19 protein-coding genes and 1 riboswitch are annotated in these 22,822 nt (G+C 71.9%); of the genes, 5 read left to right on the top strand and 14 right to left on the bottom strand.

Annotated features, from left to right (window positions below; all coding sequences use genetic code 11):
- From J0P97_RS14765 to J0P97_RS14755, 3 genes are all read right to left on the bottom strand, one after another.
- The coding region (locus J0P97_RS14765; RefSeq protein ID WP_215488549.1) for a sigma-70 family RNA polymerase sigma factor at positions 1-894 on the bottom strand (894 nt) is incomplete at its 3' end.
- A 448-nt stretch (positions 895-1,342) separates the two neighbouring features.
- The gene (gene nagA, locus J0P97_RS14760; RefSeq protein WP_215488548.1) at positions 1,343-2,488 is read right to left on the bottom strand and encodes an N-acetylglucosamine-6-phosphate deacetylase; all 1,146 of its coding nucleotides are present in this window, start codon (positions 2,486-2,488) and stop codon (positions 1,343-1,345) included.
- Positions 2,485-4,101 carry a beta-N-acetylhexosaminidase gene (locus tag J0P97_RS14755; RefSeq protein WP_215488547.1) on the bottom strand — a complete coding sequence of 539 codons (1,617 nt, stop codon included), beginning with the start codon at positions 4,099-4,101 and terminating at the stop codon, positions 2,485-2,487. The genes nagA and J0P97_RS14755 overlap by 4 nt, the downstream gene beginning before the upstream one ends.
- A gap of 165 nt (positions 4,102-4,266) precedes the next feature.
- Positions 4,267-4,349: riboswitch (ZMP/ZTP riboswitch) on the top strand.
- A gap of 66 nt (positions 4,350-4,415) precedes the next feature.
- Here J0P97_RS14755 and glyA point away from each other — a divergent pair.
- Both glyA and J0P97_RS14745 read left to right on the top strand, forming a co-directional pair.
- The gene (gene glyA, locus J0P97_RS14750) at positions 4,416-5,690 is read left to right on the top strand and encodes a serine hydroxymethyltransferase (RefSeq protein ID WP_215488546.1); all 1,275 of its coding nucleotides are present in this window, start codon (positions 4,416-4,418) and stop codon (positions 5,688-5,690) included.
- Between the two features lie 124 nt (positions 5,691-5,814).
- Entirely contained in the window at positions 5,815-6,699 is an 885-nt protein-coding gene (locus J0P97_RS14745; RefSeq protein WP_215488545.1) for a bifunctional methylenetetrahydrofolate dehydrogenase/methenyltetrahydrofolate cyclohydrolase, read from the top strand.
- A gap of 174 nt (positions 6,700-6,873) precedes the next feature.
- Here J0P97_RS14745 and J0P97_RS14740 read toward each other — a convergent pair whose 3' ends face one another.
- The 6 genes from J0P97_RS14740 to J0P97_RS14715 all read right to left on the bottom strand — a co-directional run bounded on the left by J0P97_RS14740 (position 6,874) and on the right by J0P97_RS14715 (position 12,045).
- A complete protein-coding gene (locus J0P97_RS14740; RefSeq protein ID WP_282837330.1) occupies positions 6,874-7,701 on the bottom strand; it encodes a cytochrome c oxidase assembly protein in 828 nt (275 codons plus the stop codon).
- Positions 7,702-7,932: 231 nt separating this feature from the next.
- Positions 7,933-8,709 (bottom strand): amino acid ABC transporter ATP-binding protein, encoded by a 777-nt coding sequence (locus J0P97_RS14735; protein ID WP_215488543.1) that lies wholly within the window; start codon positions 8,707-8,709, stop codon positions 7,933-7,935.
- A complete protein-coding gene (locus J0P97_RS14730; protein WP_215488542.1) occupies positions 8,706-9,551 on the bottom strand; it encodes an amino acid ABC transporter permease in 846 nt (281 codons plus the stop codon). Before J0P97_RS14730 ends, J0P97_RS14735 begins: the two co-directional genes overlap by 4 nt.
- Positions 9,552-9,583: 32 nt before the next feature.
- Positions 9,584-10,441: an ABC transporter substrate-binding protein gene (locus J0P97_RS14725; protein ID WP_215488541.1), complete on the bottom strand. Its 858-nt coding sequence runs from the start codon at positions 10,439-10,441 to the stop codon at positions 9,584-9,586.
- A gap of 168 nt (positions 10,442-10,609) precedes the next feature.
- Positions 10,610-11,176, bottom strand: coding sequence for a hypothetical protein (locus J0P97_RS14720; RefSeq protein WP_215488540.1), 567 nt, complete (start codon positions 11,174-11,176; stop codon positions 10,610-10,612).
- A 71-nt stretch (positions 11,177-11,247) separates the two neighbouring features.
- Positions 11,248-12,045 carry a transglutaminase-like domain-containing protein gene (locus J0P97_RS14715; RefSeq protein ID WP_215488539.1) on the bottom strand — a complete coding sequence of 266 codons (798 nt, stop codon included), beginning with the start codon at positions 12,043-12,045 and terminating at the stop codon, positions 11,248-11,250.
- A gap of 131 nt (positions 12,046-12,176) precedes the next feature.
- Here J0P97_RS14715 and J0P97_RS14710 point away from each other — a divergent pair, with 131 nt between their 5' ends.
- From J0P97_RS14710 to J0P97_RS14700, 3 genes are read left to right on the top strand one after another with little or no spacing between them, the layout of a single operon-like run.
- Positions 12,177-12,719, top strand: coding sequence for a Dps family protein (locus J0P97_RS14710; protein ID WP_215488538.1), 543 nt, complete (start codon positions 12,177-12,179; stop codon positions 12,717-12,719).
- Positions 12,720-12,724: 5 nt separating this feature from the next.
- A complete protein-coding gene (locus tag J0P97_RS14705; RefSeq protein WP_215488555.1) occupies positions 12,725-13,606 on the top strand; it encodes an SDR family oxidoreductase in 882 nt (293 codons plus the stop codon).
- 7 nt (positions 13,607-13,613) lie between these two features.
- Complete coding sequence (locus J0P97_RS14700) at positions 13,614-15,422, top strand: glycoside hydrolase family 15 protein (protein WP_215488537.1); 1,809 nt, start codon at positions 13,614-13,616, stop codon at positions 15,420-15,422.
- A 36-nt stretch (positions 15,423-15,458) separates the two neighbouring features.
- On the opposite strand, the gene J0P97_RS14695 is transcribed toward J0P97_RS14700, so the two are convergent.
- The 5 genes from J0P97_RS14695 to J0P97_RS14675 form a co-directional block, all read right to left on the bottom strand.
- Positions 15,459-17,021, bottom strand: coding sequence for a GMC family oxidoreductase (locus tag J0P97_RS14695; RefSeq protein WP_282837328.1), 1,563 nt, complete (start codon positions 17,019-17,021; stop codon positions 15,459-15,461).
- Positions 17,018-18,463, bottom strand: a complete 1,446-nt coding sequence (locus J0P97_RS14690; protein WP_215488536.1) for an alpha/beta fold hydrolase — start codon at positions 18,461-18,463, stop codon at positions 17,018-17,020. The genes J0P97_RS14695 and J0P97_RS14690 overlap by 4 nt, the downstream gene beginning before the upstream one ends.
- Positions 18,460-19,374 (bottom strand): SDR family oxidoreductase, encoded by a 915-nt coding sequence (locus J0P97_RS14685; protein ID WP_215488535.1) that lies wholly within the window; start codon positions 19,372-19,374, stop codon positions 18,460-18,462. The genes J0P97_RS14690 and J0P97_RS14685 overlap by 4 nt, the downstream gene beginning before the upstream one ends.
- Positions 19,371-20,633, bottom strand: coding sequence for an NAD(P)/FAD-dependent oxidoreductase (locus tag J0P97_RS14680; RefSeq protein ID WP_215488534.1), 1,263 nt, complete (start codon positions 20,631-20,633; stop codon positions 19,371-19,373). Before J0P97_RS14680 ends, J0P97_RS14685 begins: the two co-directional genes overlap by 4 nt.
- A 132-nt stretch (positions 20,634-20,765) precedes the next feature.
- Complete coding sequence (locus J0P97_RS14675) at positions 20,766-22,691, bottom strand: pectate lyase-like domain-containing protein (protein WP_246540630.1); 1,926 nt, start codon at positions 22,689-22,691, stop codon at positions 20,766-20,768.
- Between the last annotated feature and the right edge of the window lie 131 nt (positions 22,692-22,822).

The raw sequence follows: 22,822 nt of genomic DNA, 5'->3' as shown, positions 1-22,822 counted from the left end.
GGTCGCGACCGGGGCGGAGCCGGGCCCGACGCTGACCGCGCCCGGGAGGGTGCCCGACGCTCCCGCGGCGAGAGCGACGAGGGGCGCGGAGCCCCCCTGCACGGCCGCGAGGTAGGCGGTCGCGGCGCCCGCGCCGATCGTGAGGGGCAGCAGGATGAGGGCGAGACGGTGGGAGACCTCCGTCGCCTCCGCGGCGACGATGGTGCACCGGGTGCAGTCGGCGAGGTGGGCCTCGAGCTTCCTCTGGTCGCGCGTCCCGAGGTTGTCGCGCGCGTACGCGCCGAGGCGCTCGATGGTCCACTGGCACTCGGGCGCGTCCGCGGCGCTCTGCAGGTGGGCTCCGATCCACGCCTCGCGCAGCCCTTCCCGCGCCCGAAACGCCAGCTGGGCCACCGCGGTCGGCTTCAGGCCGAGGAGCGGAGCGATCTCCGCGGGCTTCATCTGCTCGATCTCGGTGTACCACAGCACCTCCTGCCAGCGCGTGGGAAGACTCCGGAACGCGCGGTGGGTGAGGCTCCGATCGAGGGCTTCGTCTGTGACGTGCGCCTCGGCATCCGGATCAGGCAGCGTCTCGAGCTCATCGATCGCCGTCTCACGGCGCGCCCGCCCCCACCCGGCCGCCGTGTTGCGGATGCTCGTGAACAGGTAGGCGCGGAAGGAGCCCGTGGGGCCGCCTCCCTTCTCGATCGCCTGATAGATGCGGGTGTACGCCTCCTGGACGAGGTCGTCGGCATCGAAGCTGGAGGTGATCGAGGAGGCGACGGTCAGACCGGAGCGGTAGTGACGCCGCCACAGTTCCGCGAACGCCTGCCGATCTCCCGCGCGGGTGCGCAGCACGAGGTCGGCGTCGGCGATGTCGGAGGCATCGGCGCGCGGCTGATCCGGGGCATCCATGGTGGTGTCCTGTCGGGGGTGGAGCGTGGTCGGTCGTTCTCCTGAGAGACGCCGACAGCGTCGGGTTATGACGCGAGTCACGCCATCCGTCTGCCATTTTCGCAGGCCGTGGCTGGGGGCCCGCCGACCGCACGTACGGCGGCGGCGGGCGGCCGAAGAAGAATCTCGGAGAAAAGTCCGGGCATCCGCGTCATGAAAGCGGAGGGGCGCGCTCTCTGTAGGTGGGGACTTCTCGACCCGTGCTCTTCCTTGGGGGAAACAGGGGCAGCGCGGGCGGGAAACCGCCGGGGAACGCAGCGTTCCCCGGCCAGAGCCGGCGTGCAGGACCTCGGGGGGAGGGCCTGCGCACCCGACCGGCTGGGGGGAAAGCGGGGCGGGATGGCGCGAGGGGCGCCACCCCGCCCCGCTCTCGGCTGTCCCGAGGACCGGTCGCTCAGCCGCGCCGCCGTCAGGTCCGGATGCCGTCCACCCACACCGCCCGCACCGTCAGGGCGTCGTCGAGGAGGACCGCATCCGCGGCCCGTCCGACGGCGAACGAGCCGAAGCGATCGTCGACGCCGACGGCGCGCGCAGGCACAGCGGTGAGTGCGCCGACCGCCGCGGCGAGCGGGATTCCCGCGGCCACCGCTTCGCGGAGCGCAGCATCCTGTGTCAGCGTCGAGCCGGCGATCGCGCCGTCGGCATCCAGCCGCGCCGTGCCGTCCGTGACGGTCACGGCCAGCCCGCCCAGTTCGTAGTGGCCGTCCGCCGCGCCGGCAGCCGCCATCGCGTCGGTGATGAGGGCGATGCGGCCCGGCGCCTGCGCGAAGGCGAGGGCGACCACGTCGGGGTGCACGTGGACACCGTCGGCGATGATCTCGAGCGTCACGCGGTGATCGCGCAGCGCCGCCACCACGGGGCCGGGTGCACGGTGGTGGATGCCGGGCATCGCGTTGAACGCGTGAGTGAGGATCGTCGCGCCGGCATCGAATGCGGCGAACGCGTCGTCCTCGGTCGCGTCGGTGTGGCCGACCGCGACGGCCACACCCGCCGCGACGAACTGGGACACCGCGTCGAGGCCGCCGGGGAGCTCGGGCGCGAGGGTCACCTGGCGGACCGTGCCGCGGCCGGCGTCGACGAGGCGCGCGATGGCGGCGGCATCCGGCGCACGCAGCAGGCTCTCGGTGTGCGCACCCTTGTGCCCGGGGTCGAGGAAGGGGCCCTCGAGGTGCGAGCCGAGGATCGTCGGGTCGGCTTCGGCGAGCTCTGCGATCACGGCGACACGGTCGGCGAGGTCGTCCACGGACGCCGTGACGAGGGAGAGGACGGCGCGGGTCGTGCCGTGCGCGCGATGGAGGGCGCGGGCGGTGCGGATCGCGTCCGCGCCGTCGTCGAATGCGGCCCCGCCCCCGCCGTGGCCGTGGATGTCGACGAACCCGGGCGCGAGGAAGGCGCCCTCGCCGTCGAACGCGACGCCCGTGTCGCCCGGGGCGAGCGCCCGCCACTCGTCGCCGGTCCCCGTGCGCAGCACGACGCCGTCCTGGAAGGCGACCCAGCTGTCTTCGGTGACGGTCCCCCCGTCGATGAGTCGGACCGAATGGATGACGGTGGTCATGCCGCGTCCTCTTCCGCGTGGGCCGCCGCGGACGACTCGGGGGGCCACACGATGCCCTCCAGCGGGGTGTACGCGATGCCGAGGCTCGTCCACAGGGGGGCGATCGCGCCGACGCGCGCGGCGAACGAGTCCCACGTGCGCAGCCCGCTCGCCGAGGCGGCGGGCGACCAGGCCACCTCGGCGGCGGAGGCGATGCGGGGGAAGGCGAGAGCGTCGATGTCGCTCAGCGTACGCGCGGTCTCGGTCCAGAGGGGCGCTTCGATCCCGAGGATCTGCTCATCGCCGACCCCGTCGATGACCGCCGCGGGCTCCCACTCGTACGACTGGCGCGCGGACACGATGCCCGCCCAGCTGAGACCGAGCGGCGCGCCCGGCGCGTGCTTCATGTCCAGGTAGATCGCGTCGGCGGGGGAGAGGATGACCTGGCCGCCGGCGGCCAGGAATCCCCGGGTCTTCTCGTCCATGCCGTCCGTGGGGGTGCGGAACCCCCAGTACTGCCCGATCGTTCCCGGGGCGAGCTGCGCGCCGACGACTCCGGCCTCGTGCCAGGCGATCGGGACCTTGCCGGTGGCGGCGACGATCGCGCTCGCCCGCTGGACGAACAGGGCGAAATCGGCGGCGGGGGTGCCGAGCGCCTCGTCGCCGCCGAGGTGCAGGTACGGTCCGGGGGTGAGGGTCGCGAGCTCCGTGAACACATCCGTGATGAAGGCGTAGGTCGCCTCGTCGTGGATCCGCAGCGAGGAGAACCCGACCGCCATGCCGTCGTAGGGGGCGCCGTGGACGGGCGCTTCGCCGCCGTATTCGCGGATGATCTGATGCATGTGCTCGTCGAGCCGGGGCTCCTCGTTCAGCTCCGGATACGCGAGCGTGACGGCATGCGTGTGCCCCGGCATGTCGAACTCGGGGACGACGGTCATGTGGTGTGCGGCGGCGTACGCGACGATCACGCGGTAGTCCTCCTGCGTGTAGAAGCCGCCGGGAGCGCCCCCGACCGCCGTCGCGGAGGACCTCTCCGTGAGAAGAGGGCGCGAGCGCAGCTCCAGGCGCCAGCCCTGATCGTCGCTCAGATGCAGGTGCAGGACATTGAACTTGAGGCTCGCGGCGCGGTCGATGAACGCTCGGACGGTGTCCGGCCCGTGGAAGTGGCGTGCGACATCCAGCATCACTCCGCGGTAGGCGAAGCGGGGTGCGTCGACGATCCGGGTCGCGGGGATCGTCCACTCGGACGTCGCCGCAGATGCCGCCCCGGGCCCGTCCCCAGGCGGCGTGATCAGCTGGCCGAGGGTCTGCACGCCGTAGAAGAGTCCGGCCGCGTCGGCGCCGACGATCTCGACGGATGCCCCGGTCGCCTCCAGCCGGTACGACTCGGGCGCGCCCGATGACGCGTCGACGCGGAGGACGATCGATCCGGCTCCCGCCTCGCCCGGGGCATCGTCCGGGGATTCCTGCGCGGCGGTCGGCGGCTCCAGACCGGTGCGTGCCGTGATCAGGTGCCGCGCCGCGTCGACGGCATCCGCGTCGCCGCGCAGCGCGGTCCCCGCGGACAGGGGGAAGGCGGCATCGCCGCCATCGGCGATCGACGAGGGGGCGGGGACGACGGCGGGGAGGGCCACGATGCTCCAATCTGCGCGGCGGGGACGCACGCCCCGCCAGTCGATGTCGGTCTTCCAGTCTGGTCCCTCCAGTCTGGCCGAATCGATTCGAGTTGTAAAGCGCCCTAACAAATAGCGGGAGGCAGGTGATGCGACCCGCCATGATGCGCGCCTTTTTCGATATGCTCGCTGTGTCGCGACTGGCGTTGAGGTGGGACACCACCGGGGAGCGGCCACATGGCAATCGACCGTTCGCCTGGGTCGGCCGTGGTTTCGAAACACCGCCGCTGCGCGGCGGCACTCAACCACCGAGCCCGACAGGAGCTGCCACGATCATGACCGACCCGTACTTCAACGCCCCCCTCGCCGAGGTCGACCCCGAGATCGCGCAGGTTCTCGAGCGCGAGCTCGAGCGTCAGCGCGGCTATCTGGAGATGATCGCCTCGGAGAACTTCGTCCCGGTGTCGGTGCTGCAGTCGCAGGGCTCCGTGCTGACCAACAAGTACGCCGAGGGCTACCCCGGACGCCGCTACTACGGCGGCTGCGAAGAGGTCGACGTCGCCGAGGAGCTCGCGATCGAACGCGCGAAGTCGCTCTTCGGTGCGGCCTTCGCCAACGTGCAGCCGCACTCCGGGGCATCCGCCAATGCCGCCGTCCTGCACGCCATCGCCCGCCCCGGCGACACCCTGCTCGGTCTCTCGCTCGATCACGGCGGGCACCTCACGCACGGCATGAAGATCAACTTCTCCGGCAGGCTCTACGACATCGTCGCGTACGGCGTCGACCCGGAGACCTCGATCATCGACATGGACGAGGTCGAGCGCCTCGCCGTCGAGCACTCGCCCAAGGTCATCATCGCCGGCTGGTCGGCGTACCCCCGTCAGCTCGACTTCGCGCGCTTCCGTGAGATCGCCGACAAGGTCGGCGCGCTCCTGTGGGTCGACATGGCGCACTTCGCCGGTCTCGTCGCCGCCGGTCTGCACCCCTCGCCGGTGCCCTACGCGGACGTCGTCTCCTCCACCGTGCACAAGACCATCGGCGGCCCCCGTTCGGGCTTCATCCTGACGAACGACGCCGACCTCGCGAAGAAGATCAACACCGCCGTCTTCCCGGGTCAGCAGGGCGGCCCTCTCATGCACGTGATCGCCGCGAAGGCGACGGCATTCAAGCTCGCCGCGACCCCGGAGTTCCGTGAGCGCCAGGAGCGCGTGGTGCGCGGGGCGGCGCTGCTGGCGGACCGGCTGTCGCAGCAGGATGTGCAGGATGCCGGCATCTCGGTCCGCTCCGGCGGCACCGACGTGCACCTCGTGCTCGTCGACCTCCGCGACGCGGCGATCGACGGCAAGCAGGCCGAGGACCTCCTCCACGAGATCCACATCACCGTCAACCGCAACGCCGTGCCGAACGACCCGCGGCCCCCGATGGTCACGTCGGGCCTGCGGATCGGCACCCCGGCGCTCGCGACGCGCGGCTTCGGCGACGCCGAGTTCACCGAGGTCGCCGACATCATCGCGCTCGCGCTGCTGCCGGGCGCCGACCTCGAGGCGCTCCGCACCCGCGTGGCATCCCTGACCGCGGCCTTCCCGCTCTACCCCGGCCTGGCCCAGTGACCCGCGGCCGCCGCGCCGGCCACCCCTGACCGCGAGACACCGTCCGTGCCCCGAGACACCGTTCGCCTGCGAGTGTCTCGGGGCGTGGGCGGTGTCTCGCGGGCGAACCTCTGAGGAGAGAACCATGACTGCGCAGAAGCTCGACGGCCGGGCCACCGCCGCCGCGATCAAGGCAGAGCTCGCCGAGCGCGTCGCGAAGCTGAAGGCCGCCGGCGTCACCCCGGGGATCGCGACGGTGCTCGTGGGCGCCGACCCGGCATCGCAGCTCTATGTGGGGATGAAGCACCGCGAATCCGAGGCGATCGGGATGAACTCCATCCAGATCGAGCTCCCGGCGCAGGCCACGCAGGAAGAGGTCGAGGCGGAGATCGACCGGCTGAACGCCGATGAGACCTGTCATGGCTACATCGTGCAGCTGCCGCTGCCGCGCCATCTGGACACCGATCGCATCCTCGAACGCATCGACCCCGCCAAGGATGCCGACGGGCTCCACCCGACGAACCTGGGCAAGCTCGTGCTGAATGTGAACGACGAGATCGCCTCGCCGTTGCCGTGCACGCCGCGGGCCGTGATCGAGCTCCTCGAGCGGAACGGCTTCGCACTGGCGGGCACCCACGTCGTGGTCGTCGGCCGCGGCGTCACGATCGGTCGCTCGATCGGGCTGCTGCTGACCCGCCGCGCGGTCAACGCCACGGTCACGCTCACGCACACGGGCACCCGCGACCTGCCGTCCTACCTCCGGCAGGCCGACGTCATCGTCGGCGCGGCCGGGGTCAAGCACCTCGTGCGCCCCGAGGACGTGAAGCCCGGCGCCGCCGTGCTCGACGTCGGCGTCACGCGCGAGATCGACCCCGAGACCGGCAAGAACAGGGTGTACGGCGACATCGCCCCCGGCGTCGATGACGTCGCGGGGTGGCTCTCCCCGAACCCCGGCGGCGTGGGGCCCATGACCGTGGCGCTGCTCATGACGAACGTGGTCGAGGCGGCCGAGCGCACCATCCGCGCCTGACGCCCGGGCGGGAGACATCCGCACCGACGCACGGGCGGGTAGGGCGTCGGCGGTGTCCAGAACTCCGGCGATTCTCCCGAGTTCGGCGGAGGTCCGCGGCATCCGCACGGCAATCCGTCGGGGTCGGAGGAGTTCCGTCGACGGCTCCGGAGCGACCTGCGCGGCGGAGGCCGGTCAGCGGGCGGGCTGCTCGCCGCGCAGGTGCGCCTGCACGAGGGCGTCGTGCTCCGCGTCGCTGAGCTCGTCGAACGACGACGCCTCGGCGCGGTCGCGTCGGTTCCACCGGATCAGCAGGATGATGAGGATCGGCACGTCGGCCACCTCGGCGATGAACCAGAGGAAGTCGCCCGCGAGGTGCTGATCGTGGAGCGGATTCGGCCACCAGAGGGCGCCGGGCGCGACCGTCGTGATCCCGTCGACGACGGCGTCGTTCAGGCGCAGCAGGATGCCGGGGATCGAGTCGACGAGCAGTTCGACGAACGCCAGCAGGAACTCGATCGCGAGGAACGTGCTGGTGTGGAACCCCGTCAGCACCATGAGGGGGACGACCAGGAGCAGTCCGACGACGAGCGTCGCGACGCCGATGACCTCGCCGATGATCGGGGAGGTCCGCAGCACTCCCGCGAGCGGCGTGAGGAAGAGGCAGAACACGGCGGCCGCGACGAGGGTCGCGACCATCGCGTTCCCGAGGATGCGGAAGACGCGACTGTGCGCGACGCGGTCGAGGCGCTCCCGCCCGGCAGGGCCGAGCCCCGCGCGAAGCAGCTCGAGCGGCTTGCCGAGGGTCACAAGCGCCGGTACGACCATCAGGAGCAGCGCGATCCGGGTGACGAACGCCCAGCGCAGCCCGCCGGAGTACGTCCCGAGGAACCCGAGCTCGATGACGGCGTAGGAGCCGAGCCCGAGGCCGAAGAACAGCACCGTCCGACGCCGCGGCCACACGATGCCCGCGCGTGCGGCGCGGCGAATCCCCAGGGCGTACAGAACGGCCGCGACGGCCACCACTGCGAGGGTCGCAGGGTCGGCTCGCCACGTGGTCAGGAACTGGGTGAGGGACGGCGTGGCGGCAGTCTACGCCCGGGAGACGCGAGCGCCCGAACGCCGCAGATTCTCGCGAACGCCGCAGCGACGCGCGGCATCCGGTGCGGAGTTCGTCACCTTCTGCGGAGTTCGCCCCGCCGCGCCCCGCCGCGCCCCGCGAGCGCCCCGGCACCAGCCCGGACGGCGTGGGCGTCAGGATGTGAAGCGGGCCAGGAAGGCGCGGGTGCGCGGATGCCGAGGGTCGGCGAAGACGCGCGCCGGGGCGCCCTCCTCGACGATCACGCCGTCGTCGAGGACGACGACCCGGTCAGCGACGTCGCGGGCGAACGCCATCTCGTGCGTCGCCATCAGGATCGTCGCGCCGCCGTCGGCGAGGGAGCGCACGAGGTCGAGCACCTCGCCGACCAGCTCGGGGTCCAGCGCCGAGGTGATCTCATCGAGGAGGAGCACCTCGGGATCGGTGACGATGGCCCGCACGATCGCGGCGCGCTGCTGCTGGCCGCCCGACAGGCGGTCGGGGTGCGCCTTGGCGAAGCCCGCGAGTCCGATCCGGTCCAGCAGGGCGAGGGCGCGGGCCTCGGCATCGCGCTTCGGCATCCGGTGCACGACGCGCGACGCGAGCGTGACGTTGTCGAGCACCGAGAGATGGGGGAAGAGGTTGTAGCTCTGGAAGACCGCGCCCAGGCGCGCTCGCACGCGGTTCGCGTCGACGCGCGGATCGGAGATGTCCCGGTCATCGAGCCACATGCGGCCGTCATCGATCGGCTCGAGCAGTCCGAGGCAGCGCAGCAGCGTGGACTTGCCCGAGCCGGACGCTCCGATGAGCGCAACGACCTCATGCCGCGCCAGGGTGAGGGAGATCCCGCGCAGCACTTCCCGCTCGCCGAACGCCTTCCACACCTCCTCCGCCCGGAGCACGGGGGCGGCCGTGGCCGCGCCCTCGGTGCGGAGGGTCTCCGCCTCGCTCACAGGATCGCCCCGCTCTGCTCGCGCTCCCGCAGCCGCGCGGTGTACCAGTCGGTCAGCCGGATCGTGGGGATGGCGAGCAGGACGAAGAGGATGCCGGCGACGACATACGGCGTGAAGTTGTAGCTCAGGGCGTTCGCCGAACGGGCGGCGGCGATCGCATCGATCGCGCCGAGGATGGAGATCAGGCCGACATCCTTCTGCATCGAGACGAAGTCGTTCATGAGCGGGGGCGTCATCTTCCGGATCGCCTGCGGGAGGACGACCCGGCGGAGCGTCTGGAGGTGCCCGAGCCCGAGTGCGCGGGCGGCGAGTCGCTGCGAGGGGTGCACGGCATCGATGCCCGCACGGATCACCTCCGCGACGTACGACGAGTAGGTGAGGGTCACGGCGAGGACGCCGAGCAGCACGACCGGGATCCGGACGCCCGCGATCGTCGGCACGCCGAAGCCGACGAGGTAGAGCACGATGATGAACGGGAAGCCGCGGAAGAGATCGGTGTAGGCCGCCGCGAGGACGCGGACGGGGAAGAACACCGGACCGCGGAGGGTCCGTACCACCGCGACCAGGAGCGCCACGATCGCCACCGTGACGACCGAGAGCGCGAGCACCTGGAGGTTGACCAGGAACCCGTCCCACACCTTGGGCAGCGACGAGATCGCCGTCGCCGGGTCGAAGAACGTCGCCTGCACCTTCGCCCACCCGGGCGTATTGACGACCGTCACCCACACGATGGCGGCGAAGACGAGGGTCGACGCGATCGCGATGAGGATCGAGCGCCGCTCGCGGCCCCGCCGGTAGGCGCGCCGCTCGACCTCCAGGGCGCTGGGTGCGTGCGAACTCACGGGACGACGTTACCCGAGCCGGTCCGCCCGGATCACTTCAGCGTCGGGACACCCTCGGTGAGCACCGACAGCCACTGCTTCTCCAGGTCGGCGAGGGTGCCGTCCTCGCGCAGCGTGTCGACGGCGTGGCTCACCCGCGAGGTGAGGGGCGAGTCCTTCTGCAGGAGGAGCCCCCACTGGTCGGGCACGCCCGCCGCGGGCAGCTCGCCGACCATGAAGCCGCCGGTGATGTAGAAGTTCGCGGCCAGGTAGGCGGTCGGTGTGTCGAGCACCATGGCGTCGATCTGGCCCGCCTCGAGGGCGGCGCGCGCGTCCTCGTTCGAGCTGAACAGCGCGGCGGGGGTGGTGGGGGCGATGGCCTCGTCGATCGTCGTGGCGCTCGTCGATCCGGCCATGGCGCCCAGGAGCAGGCTCTTCGCGCCGGCGAGGTCCTTCACGCCGTCGGCCTTGCCTCCGGCGATGGCGACGATCGTCTGGCTCGCTTCGAAGTACGGCGTCGAGAAGTCGACGGCCTGCTTGCGCTCATCCGTGATCGTGTACTGCTGGATGTTGATGTCGAAGTTCTTCGGTCCGGGCGCGATCGCGGCCTCGAACGAGGTCCGTACCCAGACGACGTCCTCGGGAGCGAAACCCAGCTGCTCGGCGACCGCGTACGCGACCGCGGCCTCGAAGCCCTTCCCGGTCGTGGGGTCGTCGTCGTACACGTACGGCTCGTAGGCCGTCTGGCCGGTCGCGAAGGTCAGCTTGCCGGGGGTGATGTAGTCTGCCGCGGAGTCCGCCGGAGCGCCGGAGGAGGATGCCGGGTCGGACGCGCCGGAGCATCCGGCGAGGACGAGGAGCGCGGCGGCCGCGGCGGCGGCGAGGGCGGTGCGCAGGACGGAACGCGGCATGACGGAGACCTCCGGGACTGGGGAAACGGCGCGTCGGATGCTGTGGACGGATGCCGCAGCATCCATCATCGCCGCTCGCTTCGGGCCGGGGGCCGATCTCGGTCCCTTTGTTACAGGGTCGTCATGCGGCGCCCTCATGCGGCGGTCGGCGGGACCGCGCGGAGCGGGTCAGCTCCTGCCGAGATCGTCGAGCATCTTGCGCTGCTCGGGGGTGAGGCCGTCATCGAGCTCGGCCGCCACGCCCGGCGCGGGCGCGGTGCGCGCGGAGGCGGGGCCGTCGACGGACCCGGCTTCGCCGCGGCCGCGCAGGCCCGCGGAGGCGCGGTCGTAGTAGGAGCCCGCCTTCGCCTCGATGCGGTCGTCGATGCGCGCGTACACGGCCCACCCGATCGCGATGATGATCGGGGGCAGGACGTAGGCCCAGAACCAGCTGCCGCGGGCGTTCACGCCGGTGAGCAGCAGCGTGATGACCCAGATGATGGCGGCGACCGCGAGGACCAGCATCACCTGCACGAACGCTTCTCCCGCGCGCGTGCGCTCGCCGGCGCTCTTCGCCGCCGAGTTCGCGAACGCCTTCTGCAGGAGGGGCTTCACGAACAGCTCGGCGAGGGTCAGGATGACGGATGCCCAGAGCACCGCCCAGCCGACATGCGCCGGCGTGAGCAGGCCGATCACCAGCAGCACGAGGACATTGAACACGTACAGCGACACGAAACGGACGACCCAGGCCTTCATGTCACCAGAGTGCCACGGCGGCCCCGTCCTCGCGAGAGCGCGCGCCCGGTCAGCTCAGGGTGCCGGCTCGCTCAGTGGATCGAGACGAGCTGTGTGACGTCGTCACGGGCGAGCTCGTCCACCACCGCCGTCACCTCGATGGCGGCGAGGTCGGCGCGGCCGCTCAGCACCGTGAGGAACGCGGTGTCGGCCGCATCGCGTCCCGTCGCGATGCGCACGAGGTTCTGTCGCGGGGCGAGAGCCGTGGCATCCACCACCCGCCACGCACCGTCGATCCAGGCTTCGGTGACGGCGTGGAACTCCATCGGCGCGAGGCCCGGGGCGTAGACGGCGGCGACGCGCGCCGCCACGCCGCGTGCCCGCAGCAGGGCGGCGCAGAGGTGGGCGTAGTCGCGGCACACGCCCTGGCGGGCGAGGAGGGTCTGGACGGCGCCGTCGGTCGGATCCGACGCGCCGGGCACGTAGCTGAGCTGGGTGCCGACCCACGAGGACACCGCGGCGAGGAGCTCGGGCCCGGGCTCGATCCCCGCGAACTCGGCCGCGGCCGTCGGGGAGAGCACGTCGCTCTCCACGTAGCGGCTCGGGAGGCGGAACGAGAAGAGGTCGTAAGGGATGCCGATGGTCTCCGACCCCTCGCCCGAGATGTGGGCGTGGTAGTCGATGACGAGGCTCCCGACGCCCGCCTGCAGGCGGCGGAAGCGGGTGCCGTTGTGATCGGTGAAATCCGATCCGTCCACGGGCGATCCGTCCAGGAGTGCCGTGAAGGTCTCCTGGTCGGGCTCGTAGTCGGCGGACACCGCTATCGCGACGACCAGGTCGGCGGGCTCGGTCACGGTCAGTTCCAGGTGGGCGGTGACGTCTCGCTGCATGAGCACAGCGTGGCACACCCGCGGACCCCTGCGGAACGCGTCCGGCCTCTCGTGACGCAGGGCGTATCATTCGCACCCACTGCGCGCAATCCCCGTCCGCCCGTGCGCGCTCCCCCCGTACCGTCGAAGGCATGGCAACTACCACAGCGACCAAGAACAAGCGCAAGCCCGCGCACGGTGCGCGCCTGACCGACGAACAGAACGCCGAGAAGGGCTTCACCGCGTCGAAGGCCTTGAGCGAGAACCTGCAGAAGGTGCTCGTCGATCTGATCGAGCTCGCGTCGCAGGGCAAGCAGGCGCACTGGAACGTGATCGGCACGAACTTCCGCGACACCCACCTCGCCCTCGACGAGATCATCGACGCCGCCCGCGAATTCAGCGACACCATTGCGGAGCGGATGCGCGCCCTGCACGCCCTGCCCGACGGACGCAGCGACACCGTGGCCGAGTCGACGACGCTCCCGGAGTTCCCGCAGGGCGAGATCGCGACGACCGAGGTCATCGACCTCATCACCGCCCGGCTCGAGGACACCGTCGCCACCTGTCGCGACGTCCACGACCAGGTCGACGAGGAGGATCCGACGAGCGCCGACATCTTCCACGAGATCATCGAGAAGCTCGAGCAGTACGCGTGGATGATGAGCGCCGAGAACCGGAAGCCGGCCGCCTCGTGACCGACATGTACACCGCCCAGGATCCGACGACCCAGTATCCGCGCCCGCCCTTCCCTCCGCAGCAGCAGGATGCGCCCGGTGACATCCACAAGATGGACCCGGCGCCCGACCACGGTGAGAAGACGTACATCGGGTTCGGTCGCCTCCCCGGGCGCAAGGCCCTGGTGACCGGTGCCGACTCGGGGATCGGGCGCGCCGTCGCGATCGCCTACGCCCGTGAGGGTGCGGACGTCGCCCTGTCGTACCTCCCCGAGGAGCAGGCGCAGGCCGAGGAGGTCGCGGAGCTCATCCGTGCGGAGGGGCGCACCGCGGTCCTCCTCCCCGGAGACCTGCAGGACGAGGCCACGAACGTCGAGACGGTCGAGAAGGCGGTGGAGGGGCTCGGAGGGCTCGACATCCTCGTCCTGAACGCCGGCACCATGCCGACCGTCGACAGCATCGACGACTTCGAGACGAAGACCCTCGACCATGTCGTGAAGGTCAACATCTATCCGCTCTTCTGGATGACCAAGGCCGCATCCGCGCACCTGAAGCCGGGGGCGGCGATCATCACGACCTCCAGCATCCAGGGCTTCGACCCGTCGCCCTCCCTCGCGGAGTACGCCGTGTCCAAGGCGGGGATCGCCAACTGGACGCGCGCCCTCGGCCAGCAGCTGATCGAGCGCGGGATCCGCGTCAACGGCGTCGCGCCGGGGCCGATCTGGACGCCGCTCCAGCCCGCGTTCGTGCCGAACGAGAAGATCGAGCACTTCGGCGAGCAGACGCCCATCGGCCGCGCCGGTCAGCCGGTGGAGCTCGCGCCCGCCTACGTGTTCCTCGCGTCGCAGGAGGCGAGCTACATCGTGGGCGAGACCATCGCGGTGACCGGGGGCATGACCCTCACGTGATCGTGCGATGACGATCCCGGGTCGAGAGGACCTGCGTACGTACGCGGCGATCGGCGACGGCCGCACGGTCGCGCTGATCGCCGCGGACGGCGGCATCGACTGGATGCCGATGCCGAACCTCGATTCGGCGCCGGTCTTCGCCCGGATCATCGACGATGACGATGGCGGCTGCATCGAGCTCGCGCCCGAGGGTGCGTTCTCGGTGCGCCGCCGCTACCTTCCCGGCACGAACGTCCTGCAGACGACATTCACGACCGATGACGGAGTCGCGACGGTCACCGACGCGCTCGTGACGGGTGTCGCAGGGCGGCTGCCGTGGGCGCAGCTGGTGCGCCGGATCGCGGGTGTGCGTGGCGAGGTGCGATTCCGCTGGGCGGTGCGCCCGGGAACGCGCCTGCGGACCGCCGCGCCGTGGATCAAGAAGCACGACGGCGTCCACCTGCTGCAGGTCGGATCGACCATGCTCGCCGTCATCGGGCAGGAGGTCGGTCGCCCTCGCGCCGACGTGACCTCATCGCCCTTCTCCGCGGTGCGGGGAACCTTCACGACGGCGGAGGGCTCCACGCACATCCTCGGCATCATCGCGAACGACGACGAGCCGCTCCACCTCGCCGATCCCGCCCTCTTCGGCGCGAGCCTCGACCGGTCCATCGCGGGCTGGCGCGACTGGTCGAAGGAGTTCTCCTACGACGGACCGTGGCGGGACGCCGTCCAGCGCAGCGCCCTCGCACTGAAGCTCCTCGTCTACGCGCCGACCGGTGCGATCGCGGCCGCCGCGACCACCTCGCTGCCCGAGAACCCGGCGGGCGGGAAGAACTGGGACTACCGCTTCGCGTGGGTGCGCGACCTCGCCTACACCGCGCACGCGCTCGTGCGCTTCGGCCTCCGCGAGGAGACGCACGCCGCCCTGTCGTGGATGCTGGGGACGATCCGCGCCGACGGCGACCTCCGCGTCATGTACACCCTGCGCGGCGAGCCGGTGGACGGGGTGGAGTTCTTCGACGCACCCGGCTGGTCGGGGATCGGGCCCGTCGTCACGGGCAATCCGGCGAGCGATCAGCTGCAGCTCGGTGTCTACGGCGACCTGTTCGCGATCTGCCGGACGTACGCGGATGCCGGGAACGTGCTGGATCCCGCGACGGGGCGCCTGCTGGCATCCCTCGCGGACCGCGTCTGCGATCTGTGGCGGAACCGCGACTCGGGCATGTGGGAGCTCCCGGAGCTCGCGCACTACACGTCCTCGAAGATGGGCTGCTGGCAGGCGCTGCGCGACGCCGTGCACCTGGTCGAGAGGGGGGCGATCCCCGTCGCGGACGGCGCGGTCGACCGATGGAGCGTGGAACGCGACCGCATCGCCGCCTGGGTGGCGCAGGAGTGCTGGTCGGAGGACCTCGGCGCCTACGTCATGGCCCCCGGCTCGACGGCGCTCGACACCTCGGTGCTCCTCCACGCCGAAAGCGGCTTCGACCGGGGAGAGCGGATGTCGCGGACGATCGACGCCCTCAGCGCCGAGCTCGGCGCCGGCGCACTCATCTATCGGTACTCGGGCATGGAGCGCGAGGAGCACACGTTCGTCGCCTCCGCGTTCTGGCGGGCGGGAGCGCTGGCCTGCGTCGGCCGGCACGATGAGGCGATCGCCGCGATGGACGAGCTCGTCTCGATGGCGAACGACGTCGGACTGTACAGCGAGATGATCTCCGCGCGCGACGGATCGTTCTGGGGGAACCTGCCCCAGGCGCTCAGCCACCTCGCCGTCGTCACGGCGGCCCTGACCATCCGTCAGGTCGTGCCGGCGAAGGCTCTCGAAGGTCACTGATCGGGATCGGGCGCCCTGTCGCGCCGGCGCGCTCTCTCAGCGTGCGGCGCGGAGGATGCGCTCGGCGCTGCGCAGCGCCAGCGCGACCTGCGTGAGCGCCGGGTTCGCGGCCAGAGCGCTGGGGAAGGTCGAGTTGTCGACGATCCAGAGGTTGTCCACCTCATGACTGCGCCCATCGGCATCCACGACGCCGTCGCCCGGGTCCGTGCTCATGCGGCAGGTCCCGAGGGTGTGGGCGGTGCGGTCGAGCACCCGCGTCGACGTGGCGCCCGCAGCCTCGAGGATCCGCACCATGACATCCGTCGCGTGCCGGATCAGCGCGCGCTCGTTCGGGCCGGCGGTGAAGGACACCTCCGCTCGCGGGATGCCGTCCTCGTCGGTCTCTCCGGAGAGGACGAGCGCGTTGTCGCCGCTCGGCAGGCACTCGCCGTTGATGCCGAGCCCGGTCGTGAACCGCGCGCCGTCGAGCGCCGCCATGAGCTCCGGCCCCCACAGCCCGCCGCCGCGCACGAGGGTCGTCGCGAAGGTCAGGGGCATGACGCCGAGGCTCTGGATGAGGTACCCGCCCGCGAAGTCGGCATCCGCGGGCCGCAGGAAGTCCTCGGTGAGGAGTGACGACGGATAGCCGCGGTAGGCGCGCTGCTGCTCGTCGAAGGTCCCCCACACCTGGGTGGCGGGGTGCGCGAGGAAGTTCCGGCCCACCTGTCCGCCGCCGGTGGCGAGGTCGTTCGCGAGCAGGAGGCGCGGGGTCTCGACCCCGCCGGCGGCCAGCACGAGTGCGCGGCACGGCTGCCGGATGTCGGTGCCGTCCTGGCGGTAGACGACGGCGTGGACGCGGCCGACGGCGTCGGTCTCCACCGTGTGCACCAGCGCGCCCGCGCGGATCTCCGCTCCGGCGGCGACCGCGGCGGGGAGATACGTCGTCCCCATCGTCGCCTTCGCGCCGGTGCGGCACCCCTGGTGGCACGTGCCGCAGGAGATGCACGCGCCGCGGGCGAGCCCGTGCTGCGAGCGGGCGCGGGTGAGTACGGCGGCGGGCGCGTCCGCCGTGCGGATGCCCAGGGCGCGGCATCCGTCGGCCATGTTCCGCGCGGACGCGTTGCGATCCGCGGGCGGGTAGGCGTAGAGCCGGTCCGGGTCCCACGGGTAGTCGGCCGGGCCGCTGACCCCGAGATCCTGCTCGGCGCGCAGGAGGTAGGGGAGGAGCTCGTCGAGGCCGAACGGCCAATCGCGGCCTTCGCCGGTCTCGGTCCGCAGGCGCAGCTGCGCGGCGTCGGGGCGGGGGGTGAACGCGCCCCAGTGCAGCGTCGAGCCGCCGACGCCGCGGCCGGAGTTGTTCGGTCCGAACGCCGTCGGATCCTCTCCCGCGGACAGCCGCTCGCTCATCCAGTTGATCTCGGCGGCATCCGTCTCGTCGGGGGTGTGCTCGGCGGGGTCGAAGAACGGGCCGGCCTCCAGCGCGACGACGCGGAGCCCCGCCGCGGCGAGCTCGGCGAGGACCGGCGCGCCGCCGGCGCCGGTGCCGACGACGACGACATCGACCTCATCGGCCGCGCCGAAGCGCCGCATCCGGGAGGTGTCCAGGGCGAGGGCGCTCACGAGTCATCCGTTCCGTCGTCGAGCAGAGGCGCGGGCAGGGCGCCGAGGCTTTCCGGCTCCCACTGCTCGCGCCGTCCGGGTGCGAGCACCGTGAAACCGCGCGGCTCCGGCACGCCGCGTGTCGCGAAGGAGTCGTTGCCCGTGCGCGCGAGGGAGGCGGGATGCGCGAGCCAGTGCCGCACGAGATCGACGCGCGCATCCTCCGCCCACGCCTGCAGCTGCGCGGGGGACAGCGGGGAGCCCGCGGGCGCCAGCCGTCCGTCGACGAGCGCGTCGACGAGGTCCGCGTCGAGGTCGAGGCCGGCAAGCGCGTCCAGGGCGAGCCCGGCCGCGACGGCGTCGGGGGGAAGGTCGGCGGGGCGCCAGCCGTCGCCCTCACCGTCGGCGAGCTGCGCATCGACACGGGCGGCGAGGTCGATGCGCCCGCCGTCACCTGCTTCAGCGCCGCGGGCGGGCTGCGGGACGACGAGGTCGGCGAGCCGGCGCAGCGTGTCGAGCTGGGGCGCGGTGAGCGCGCGGGGGCGATAGGCCGGGTCATCGGCGATCGCGCGGTGGGCGAGCGTGCGGCGCACCCGGGGAGCGACGGCGGGGGAGGCGATGAGGCGCGCCCAGTCGGCGGGGATGACCGGGGCGTGCGCGTCGATCTCGTCGCGGAGCGCGGCGATCGCGGTGGCCACGATGCCCGGTCGCTCCTGGGGGATCAGGTGCCCCGTCTCCCGCAGGCGGACGAATCGCGCCCGAGGGTAGACGCTCCCGTGCAGGTGCGGCTGGGCATCGGCGCCGAGGTCGTCGTCGTCCTCCCCGGCGAGGATGAGGGCGGGGATGTCGAGGGTGCCGACGGTGGGGGAGACGTCTTCGCGGCTGCCGTGCTCGAGCCAGTGCACCCAGGCCGACGGTGCGGCGCGGCGCAGGTCGTCGATCGCGCGCGCGTCGCACTCGCGGCAGAGGGGGACCGCCGCGTTCGCCTCGATGAAAGCGCGAGCCTGCGCCTCGCTCAGCGCCCCGTCATCCGCCCAGCCGGTCATCTCGTCGCGCTTGTCCTCGCTCATCGGCTCGGGCGTGGGCGGCGAGGCGGCCAGGAGCACGATCCCCGCCAGGCCGAATACCGGATCGTGGCCGTCGAGGGCCCGGCGGGCGATGACGGAGGCGACCTTCCCGCCCATGCTGTGCCCGAGGAGGAGCCACCGGGGGGCGCCGTCGCGGTGGATGCGCGCGATCGCGGCATCCGCCATCTCCGACACGGTGCGGCCGGGCTCGTCGCGGGCGTCGCCGAAGCCGGGGAGGTCGATCGGCACCAGCCGGATGTCCGTGCCGAGCGCGTCGGCGACGGCGCGGAACTCCGCGCCGCTGCCCCCGAGCGCGTGGAGCGCGTAGACCGTGAGGGTGGGGGCGACGCCCGGTGCGGCGCCGGAGGGCTGCGGGCGGGTCTCCTCGGGTCTCACGGGGTGACCATGCCCCCGTTGACGTTGAGCGTCTCGCCGGAGACGTAGCCGGACTCGGCAGAGGCGAGGAAGACGAAGGCGGGCGCGATCTCGGCGGGCTGTCCCGCCCGCCGGTACTCGTTCTCGTCGTCGAAGTGGGTCATCTGCTCGTCGGACACCCCGTCGGACACCTGGAGGGCGGTCCACGTCGGCCCGGGCGCGACGACGTTGACCCGGATGCCACGGGGGGCGAGCTGCTGCGCGAGCCCCTTGGAGAGGTTGTTGATCGCCGCTTTCGTCGCGGCGTAGTCGAGCCGGTCGGGCGCGGGCACATACGCCTCCAGCGACGCCGTGTTGATGATGGTCGCGCCCGCGGGGAGGTGCGGGAGCGCCGCCTTGATCAGCCGGAACGGCGCGAACACATTGGTATGGAACGTCGTCTCGAACTGCTCGTCGCTGAGGTCCTCGATCTTCGCGACGGCGGTCTGCTTGCCCGCGTTGTTGACGAGGATGTCGAGCCCGCCGAGCGCCGTCACCGCCTCCGCGACGACCGCACGGCAGCGTTCGGGGTCGGTCAGGTCGGCGACGATCGCGACGCCGCGGCGTCCGACGCCGTCGATGAGGCCGAGGATGTGCGCGGCGTCCGCCTCCTCCCCGGGGCGGTGCACGATCGCGACGTCGGCGCCCTCGCGGGCGAAGGCGATCGCTGTCGCGCCGCCGATGCCCGAATCGCCCCCGGTGATGAGCGCGCGCCGACCCGTCAGGCGGCCCGAGCCGCGATAGCTGTGTTCGCCGAGGTCGGGGACGGGGGACATGTCGCGCTGGACGGCGGGCTCGTCCTGGTGCTGCAGCGGCGGCTCGACGCGGGCGTAGCGGGTGACGGGATCGCCGAACGTGTACTGGTCGCGGGACTCCTGCTCGTCGCGGCTCACCGGGATCCCCCCGGGATGCGTCCGATGAGAGCGGCGCGGTCGACCGTGCCCTCCTCGGCGAGGACCGCGCGGGCGTCATCCGTCGCGTCGGGGACGTTCCACAGCAGCACGCCGACGACGCGATCCTCGTCGAGGTAGTAGACGACGCCGCGCTCCCGCGGCTCGGCCCAGTCCTCGACGGTCTCGAGCGACCCGTCGAGGGTCCCGACCGCCTCGTACCGCGTTCCGAAGACGGCGGAGTAGTAGTACGGCGTGTGGGTGTACTCCTCCTCCGCGCCGGCGAGGTTCCGCCCCGCCTGCCGGCCCATCTGCTCGGCGTTGTCGACATGCTCGACGCGACGGCGCCCGAGGATCCGGTCGGGGTACTCCGCGGCATCACCGGCCGCGTAGACGTCGGGGCGGTCGGTGCGCAGGCGCGCGTCGACGACGATGCCGTCGCCGGTGCGGATGCCCGCCGCTTCGGCGAGCTCGCTCCGGACCTCGATGCCCAGACCCGACACCACGGCATCCGCCACCACCGTGTCGCCGCCCTCGAGATCCAGCCGCACCCCCGCGTCGCCCGCGACGCCGCCGACCACCTCGCGGCCGCCGACGAGTTCGACGCCCGCTTCGCGGAACATCGCGGCGAAGTGCTCGGCGAGGTCGGCGGGGAAGACATCGGAGCCGAGCGTCGGCGTGCTGTGCACGAGCACCGTGTCGACCCCCTGCTGCACGAGCGCCGCGGCGAGTTCGCTGCCGATGTAGCCGCCCCCGACGACGGCGATCCGCTCGGCGTGCGCCGCGAGGGCCCGCAGGTGCCGGTAGTCCTCCGCAGTGCGGAAGGCCACCACGCGATCACTCTTCCCGCCCCCCTCCACCGGAAGGGGAACGGGCCGCCCGCCCGGCGCGAGCAGGAGCGTGCGGTAGGAGAAGGTGCCGCCCGCATCGGTGTCGATCTCGTGCGCCTCGGGGCGCAGAGCGGTCACGCGGGTGCGCAGCAGCACCGTCGCCCCCGTGTCCTCCGCGGTGCCGAGCGGCACGTCGTCCCAGGTGAATTCGGGATCGGTCCAGAGCTTCTTGCTCAGCGCCGGGCGGGTGTAGGGCTCGTCGATGTCGTCGCTGATGATCGCGATCGAGGCGTCCTGGTCCCGCTCGCGGATGCCGCGCGCGGCCGCATCCGCGACCATGCCGCCGCCGACGATGATGTGGTCGTACGCGCTCGTCGTCGGCGCGCCGTCGGCGCGCGTGTCGGAGTGCGGGTCGGGATGCGGGGAGGTCATGGCCCGATTCGATCAAACGGCCCCGGCGCGCGCCATCGGGTTGACCCGGCCGCGCCCAGGCGCTACGCCCACGCGGAACGGCCCCCTCCGCCGTGCGGGGCGGGGGGAGCCGTCCGGTATCGCCGTGCCGCGCTATCCGCTGTAGTCGACGATGTACTGCGGTGTGCCGCTCGTCGAGGCATCCGCCTGCGTGCCCGTCCCGTTGACGACGTGCTGCACCGTGCCCGCCGACAGGTTCACCGTCATGATGTGGTGGAGCTTCACGCCAGGGCGCGCGGGGACCTCGAACCCGTTCGCGGTCAGGATCGACGGGTCGTTCTGGTTGAACACGTAGACCCCACCGCCGTCGAGCTCGTGGTTTCGCACCTTGTCGCCCACCTTGTAGCCGGGGAATCCGAGCGTCCCGTTCGGCTGCGTCCAATCCGCCTGCGTCGGCGGGTCGTACGGAAGCTCGTTCTGATAGAGGATGACCCGCCCGCGCTCTCCGTTCCAGAGCGTGTTGTACGTCTGGAAGTGCTCGACGAAGAGGCCGGTCGCCGTCACGTCGGCGCCGTTCACGACGACGCCGTTCGTGCCCGTGTTGGTGGCCCACCTGTCGGTGTCGCCGTTCACGCCGTTCGTGAAGCCCTCATCGCCGTGGTCGGCACGCCAGACCCAGATGTGGTCGATCAGCACGTTGTCGGCGTTCACTTCGAGGGCGGTCGTCACCTTGCCGATGTGCGGCCCGCCGACGCGGAAGTACACGTCGTTCAGGGTGATGGGGTTGCCCTTCGACGCCCGCGAGGAGAGATTCAGGTTCGAGGTCAGTCCGACCTTCAGGAGCGTCGGCGACAGCTTCTCGCCCGCATCGAAGGTGACACCCGCCACGATGACGCCCGGCACGTCGAGGACGGCCATCGGCGTCGCGCCGCCGGTCGCGGTGAGCGTCGCGTGCCCGAGGCCGAGCACGACCGTGTTCGGCCGCCAGATGAGGAGGGTCTTGTCGATGTCGTAGACGCCGGGCGTGAAGATGAGGTGCTTGCCGAGCGCGACGGCGGTGTTGATCCTCCGCACCGAGTCCCCGGGCTTCGCGAGGTAGAAGTCCGAGAGCGGGATGCTGCGCCCGGGGGTCATCCCGTTCGCCCAGGAGACGCCGCTCGACTCCTTCTGGACGGACGGGGCGCGCACGTACCATCTGCCGCCGTCGACGTAGAGGTACGGCTTCTCGCGGCTCACGGGGGTCTGGGCGACCGTCGTGTACGGGACGGCGGGGAACGTCTCGTCGGAGGGAGCGCCGACGACGCCCGAGAACACCTGGTTCCAGACGCCGTTGCTCCACCCCGCGGACACATCGCTGTTGCGGGTGAGCCACTGCTGCTGAGAGCCGCTGACGGTGTAGGGCAGTTTCGAGTCGGCGATGTAGCCGCCGCTCGCGTACTGCGGGCCGGCGGAGCAGTAGTCCATGAGCGACACGTTCGCCCCGGAGATGTCCAGGCGCCGCATCGAGACGGCCTGCGAGACCGCCCAGAAGTTCGCGCTGGCGCGGCATCCGTCCTGCCCCGTCTTGTCGACGTGGATCGTCAGGTTCGAGAGGGTGCGCCAGAAGTTGACGAGGGCGAGGCAGTTGGACGTCCCGCCGTCTCCGAGGCACCGGTTGTAGACCTCCACCGCGCCGTTGATGACGACATCGCCCGGGCTGGCCCCGAGGCCCGCGACCTCGGTGTAGTAGCCGACCTCGAACTGGAGGGGATGCTCGGCCGTGCCGTAGGTTCCGGGGAGGAAGTAGACCGCGTGGCGCGCGGCGGACATCTCGGCGTCGCGCTGCTGATCGGCCAGCGTGTCGAGCGTCGACTGGATCTGCTCGATCGGCTGATCCGCGCTGAACACCGTCACGTTCGGGCCGAGATCGGGCGTTCCGGGCGGCGGCGACGCGGCGGTCGCGGCCGTCGCGGGCGCGGCGATGACGGCGCTGCCGACGAGGGCGGCGCCCAGCGCGGCGGCGATGAGTCGGCGATACCGTCCTGCCCGGCCGGGCCTGGGGGTTCGGGCTCCGCGGGGCGGGGTGGGGGAAGCGGGCATGCGGGTGGATCCTCTCCGTTGAGGTGACGCCGCGACGCGAGGGGTCGCTTACTTACGGAACAGTAACCATCCCGGGGCGGCACGGCAAGACCCGATCCCGTCGCGTGCGGCGTGGACGTCCTCGCGAGCCG

The sequence above is a fragment of the Microbacterium flavum genome, from assembly GCF_018717645.1.
Lineage (GTDB): Bacteria > Actinomycetota > Actinomycetes > Actinomycetales > Microbacteriaceae > Microbacterium > Microbacterium flavum.
The sequence above is the reverse complement of the archived record's forward strand: the minus strand, read 5'-3'. Positions and strand labels throughout refer to the sequence as shown.

Bases quoted from the DNA above. Each gene is read 5' to 3' on its own strand.
- glyA (WP_215488546.1), top strand. From the start codon at position 4,416: ATGACCGACCCGTACTTCAACGCCCCCCTCGCCGAGGTCGACCCCGAG.
- J0P97_RS14680 (WP_215488534.1), bottom strand. From the start codon at position 20,633: ATGACCTCCCCGCATCCCGACCCGCACTCCGACACGCGCGCCGACGGC.
- J0P97_RS14720 (WP_215488540.1), bottom strand. From the start codon at position 11,176: ATGAAGGCCTGGGTCGTCCGTTTCGTGTCGCTGTACGTGTTCAATGTC.
- J0P97_RS14745 (WP_215488545.1), top strand. From the start codon at position 5,815: ATGACTGCGCAGAAGCTCGACGGCCGGGCCACCGCCGCCGCGATCAAG.
- J0P97_RS14715 (WP_215488539.1), bottom strand. From the start codon at position 12,045: ATGCAGCGAGACGTCACCGCCCACCTGGAACTGACCGTGACCGAGCCC.
- J0P97_RS14705 (WP_215488555.1), top strand. From the start codon at position 12,725: ATGTACACCGCCCAGGATCCGACGACCCAGTATCCGCGCCCGCCCTTC.
- J0P97_RS14700 (WP_215488537.1), top strand. From the start codon at position 13,614: ATGACGATCCCGGGTCGAGAGGACCTGCGTACGTACGCGGCGATCGGC.
- J0P97_RS14675 (WP_246540630.1), bottom strand. From the start codon at position 22,691: ATGCCCGCTTCCCCCACCCCGCCCCGCGGAGCCCGAACCCCCAGGCCC.
- J0P97_RS14710 (WP_215488538.1), top strand. From the start codon at position 12,177: ATGGCAACTACCACAGCGACCAAGAACAAGCGCAAGCCCGCGCACGGT.
- J0P97_RS14725 (WP_215488541.1), bottom strand. From the start codon at position 10,441: ATGCCGCGTTCCGTCCTGCGCACCGCCCTCGCCGCCGCCGCGGCCGCC.
- nagA (WP_215488548.1), bottom strand. From the start codon at position 2,488: ATGACCACCGTCATCCATTCGGTCCGACTCATCGACGGGGGGACCGTC.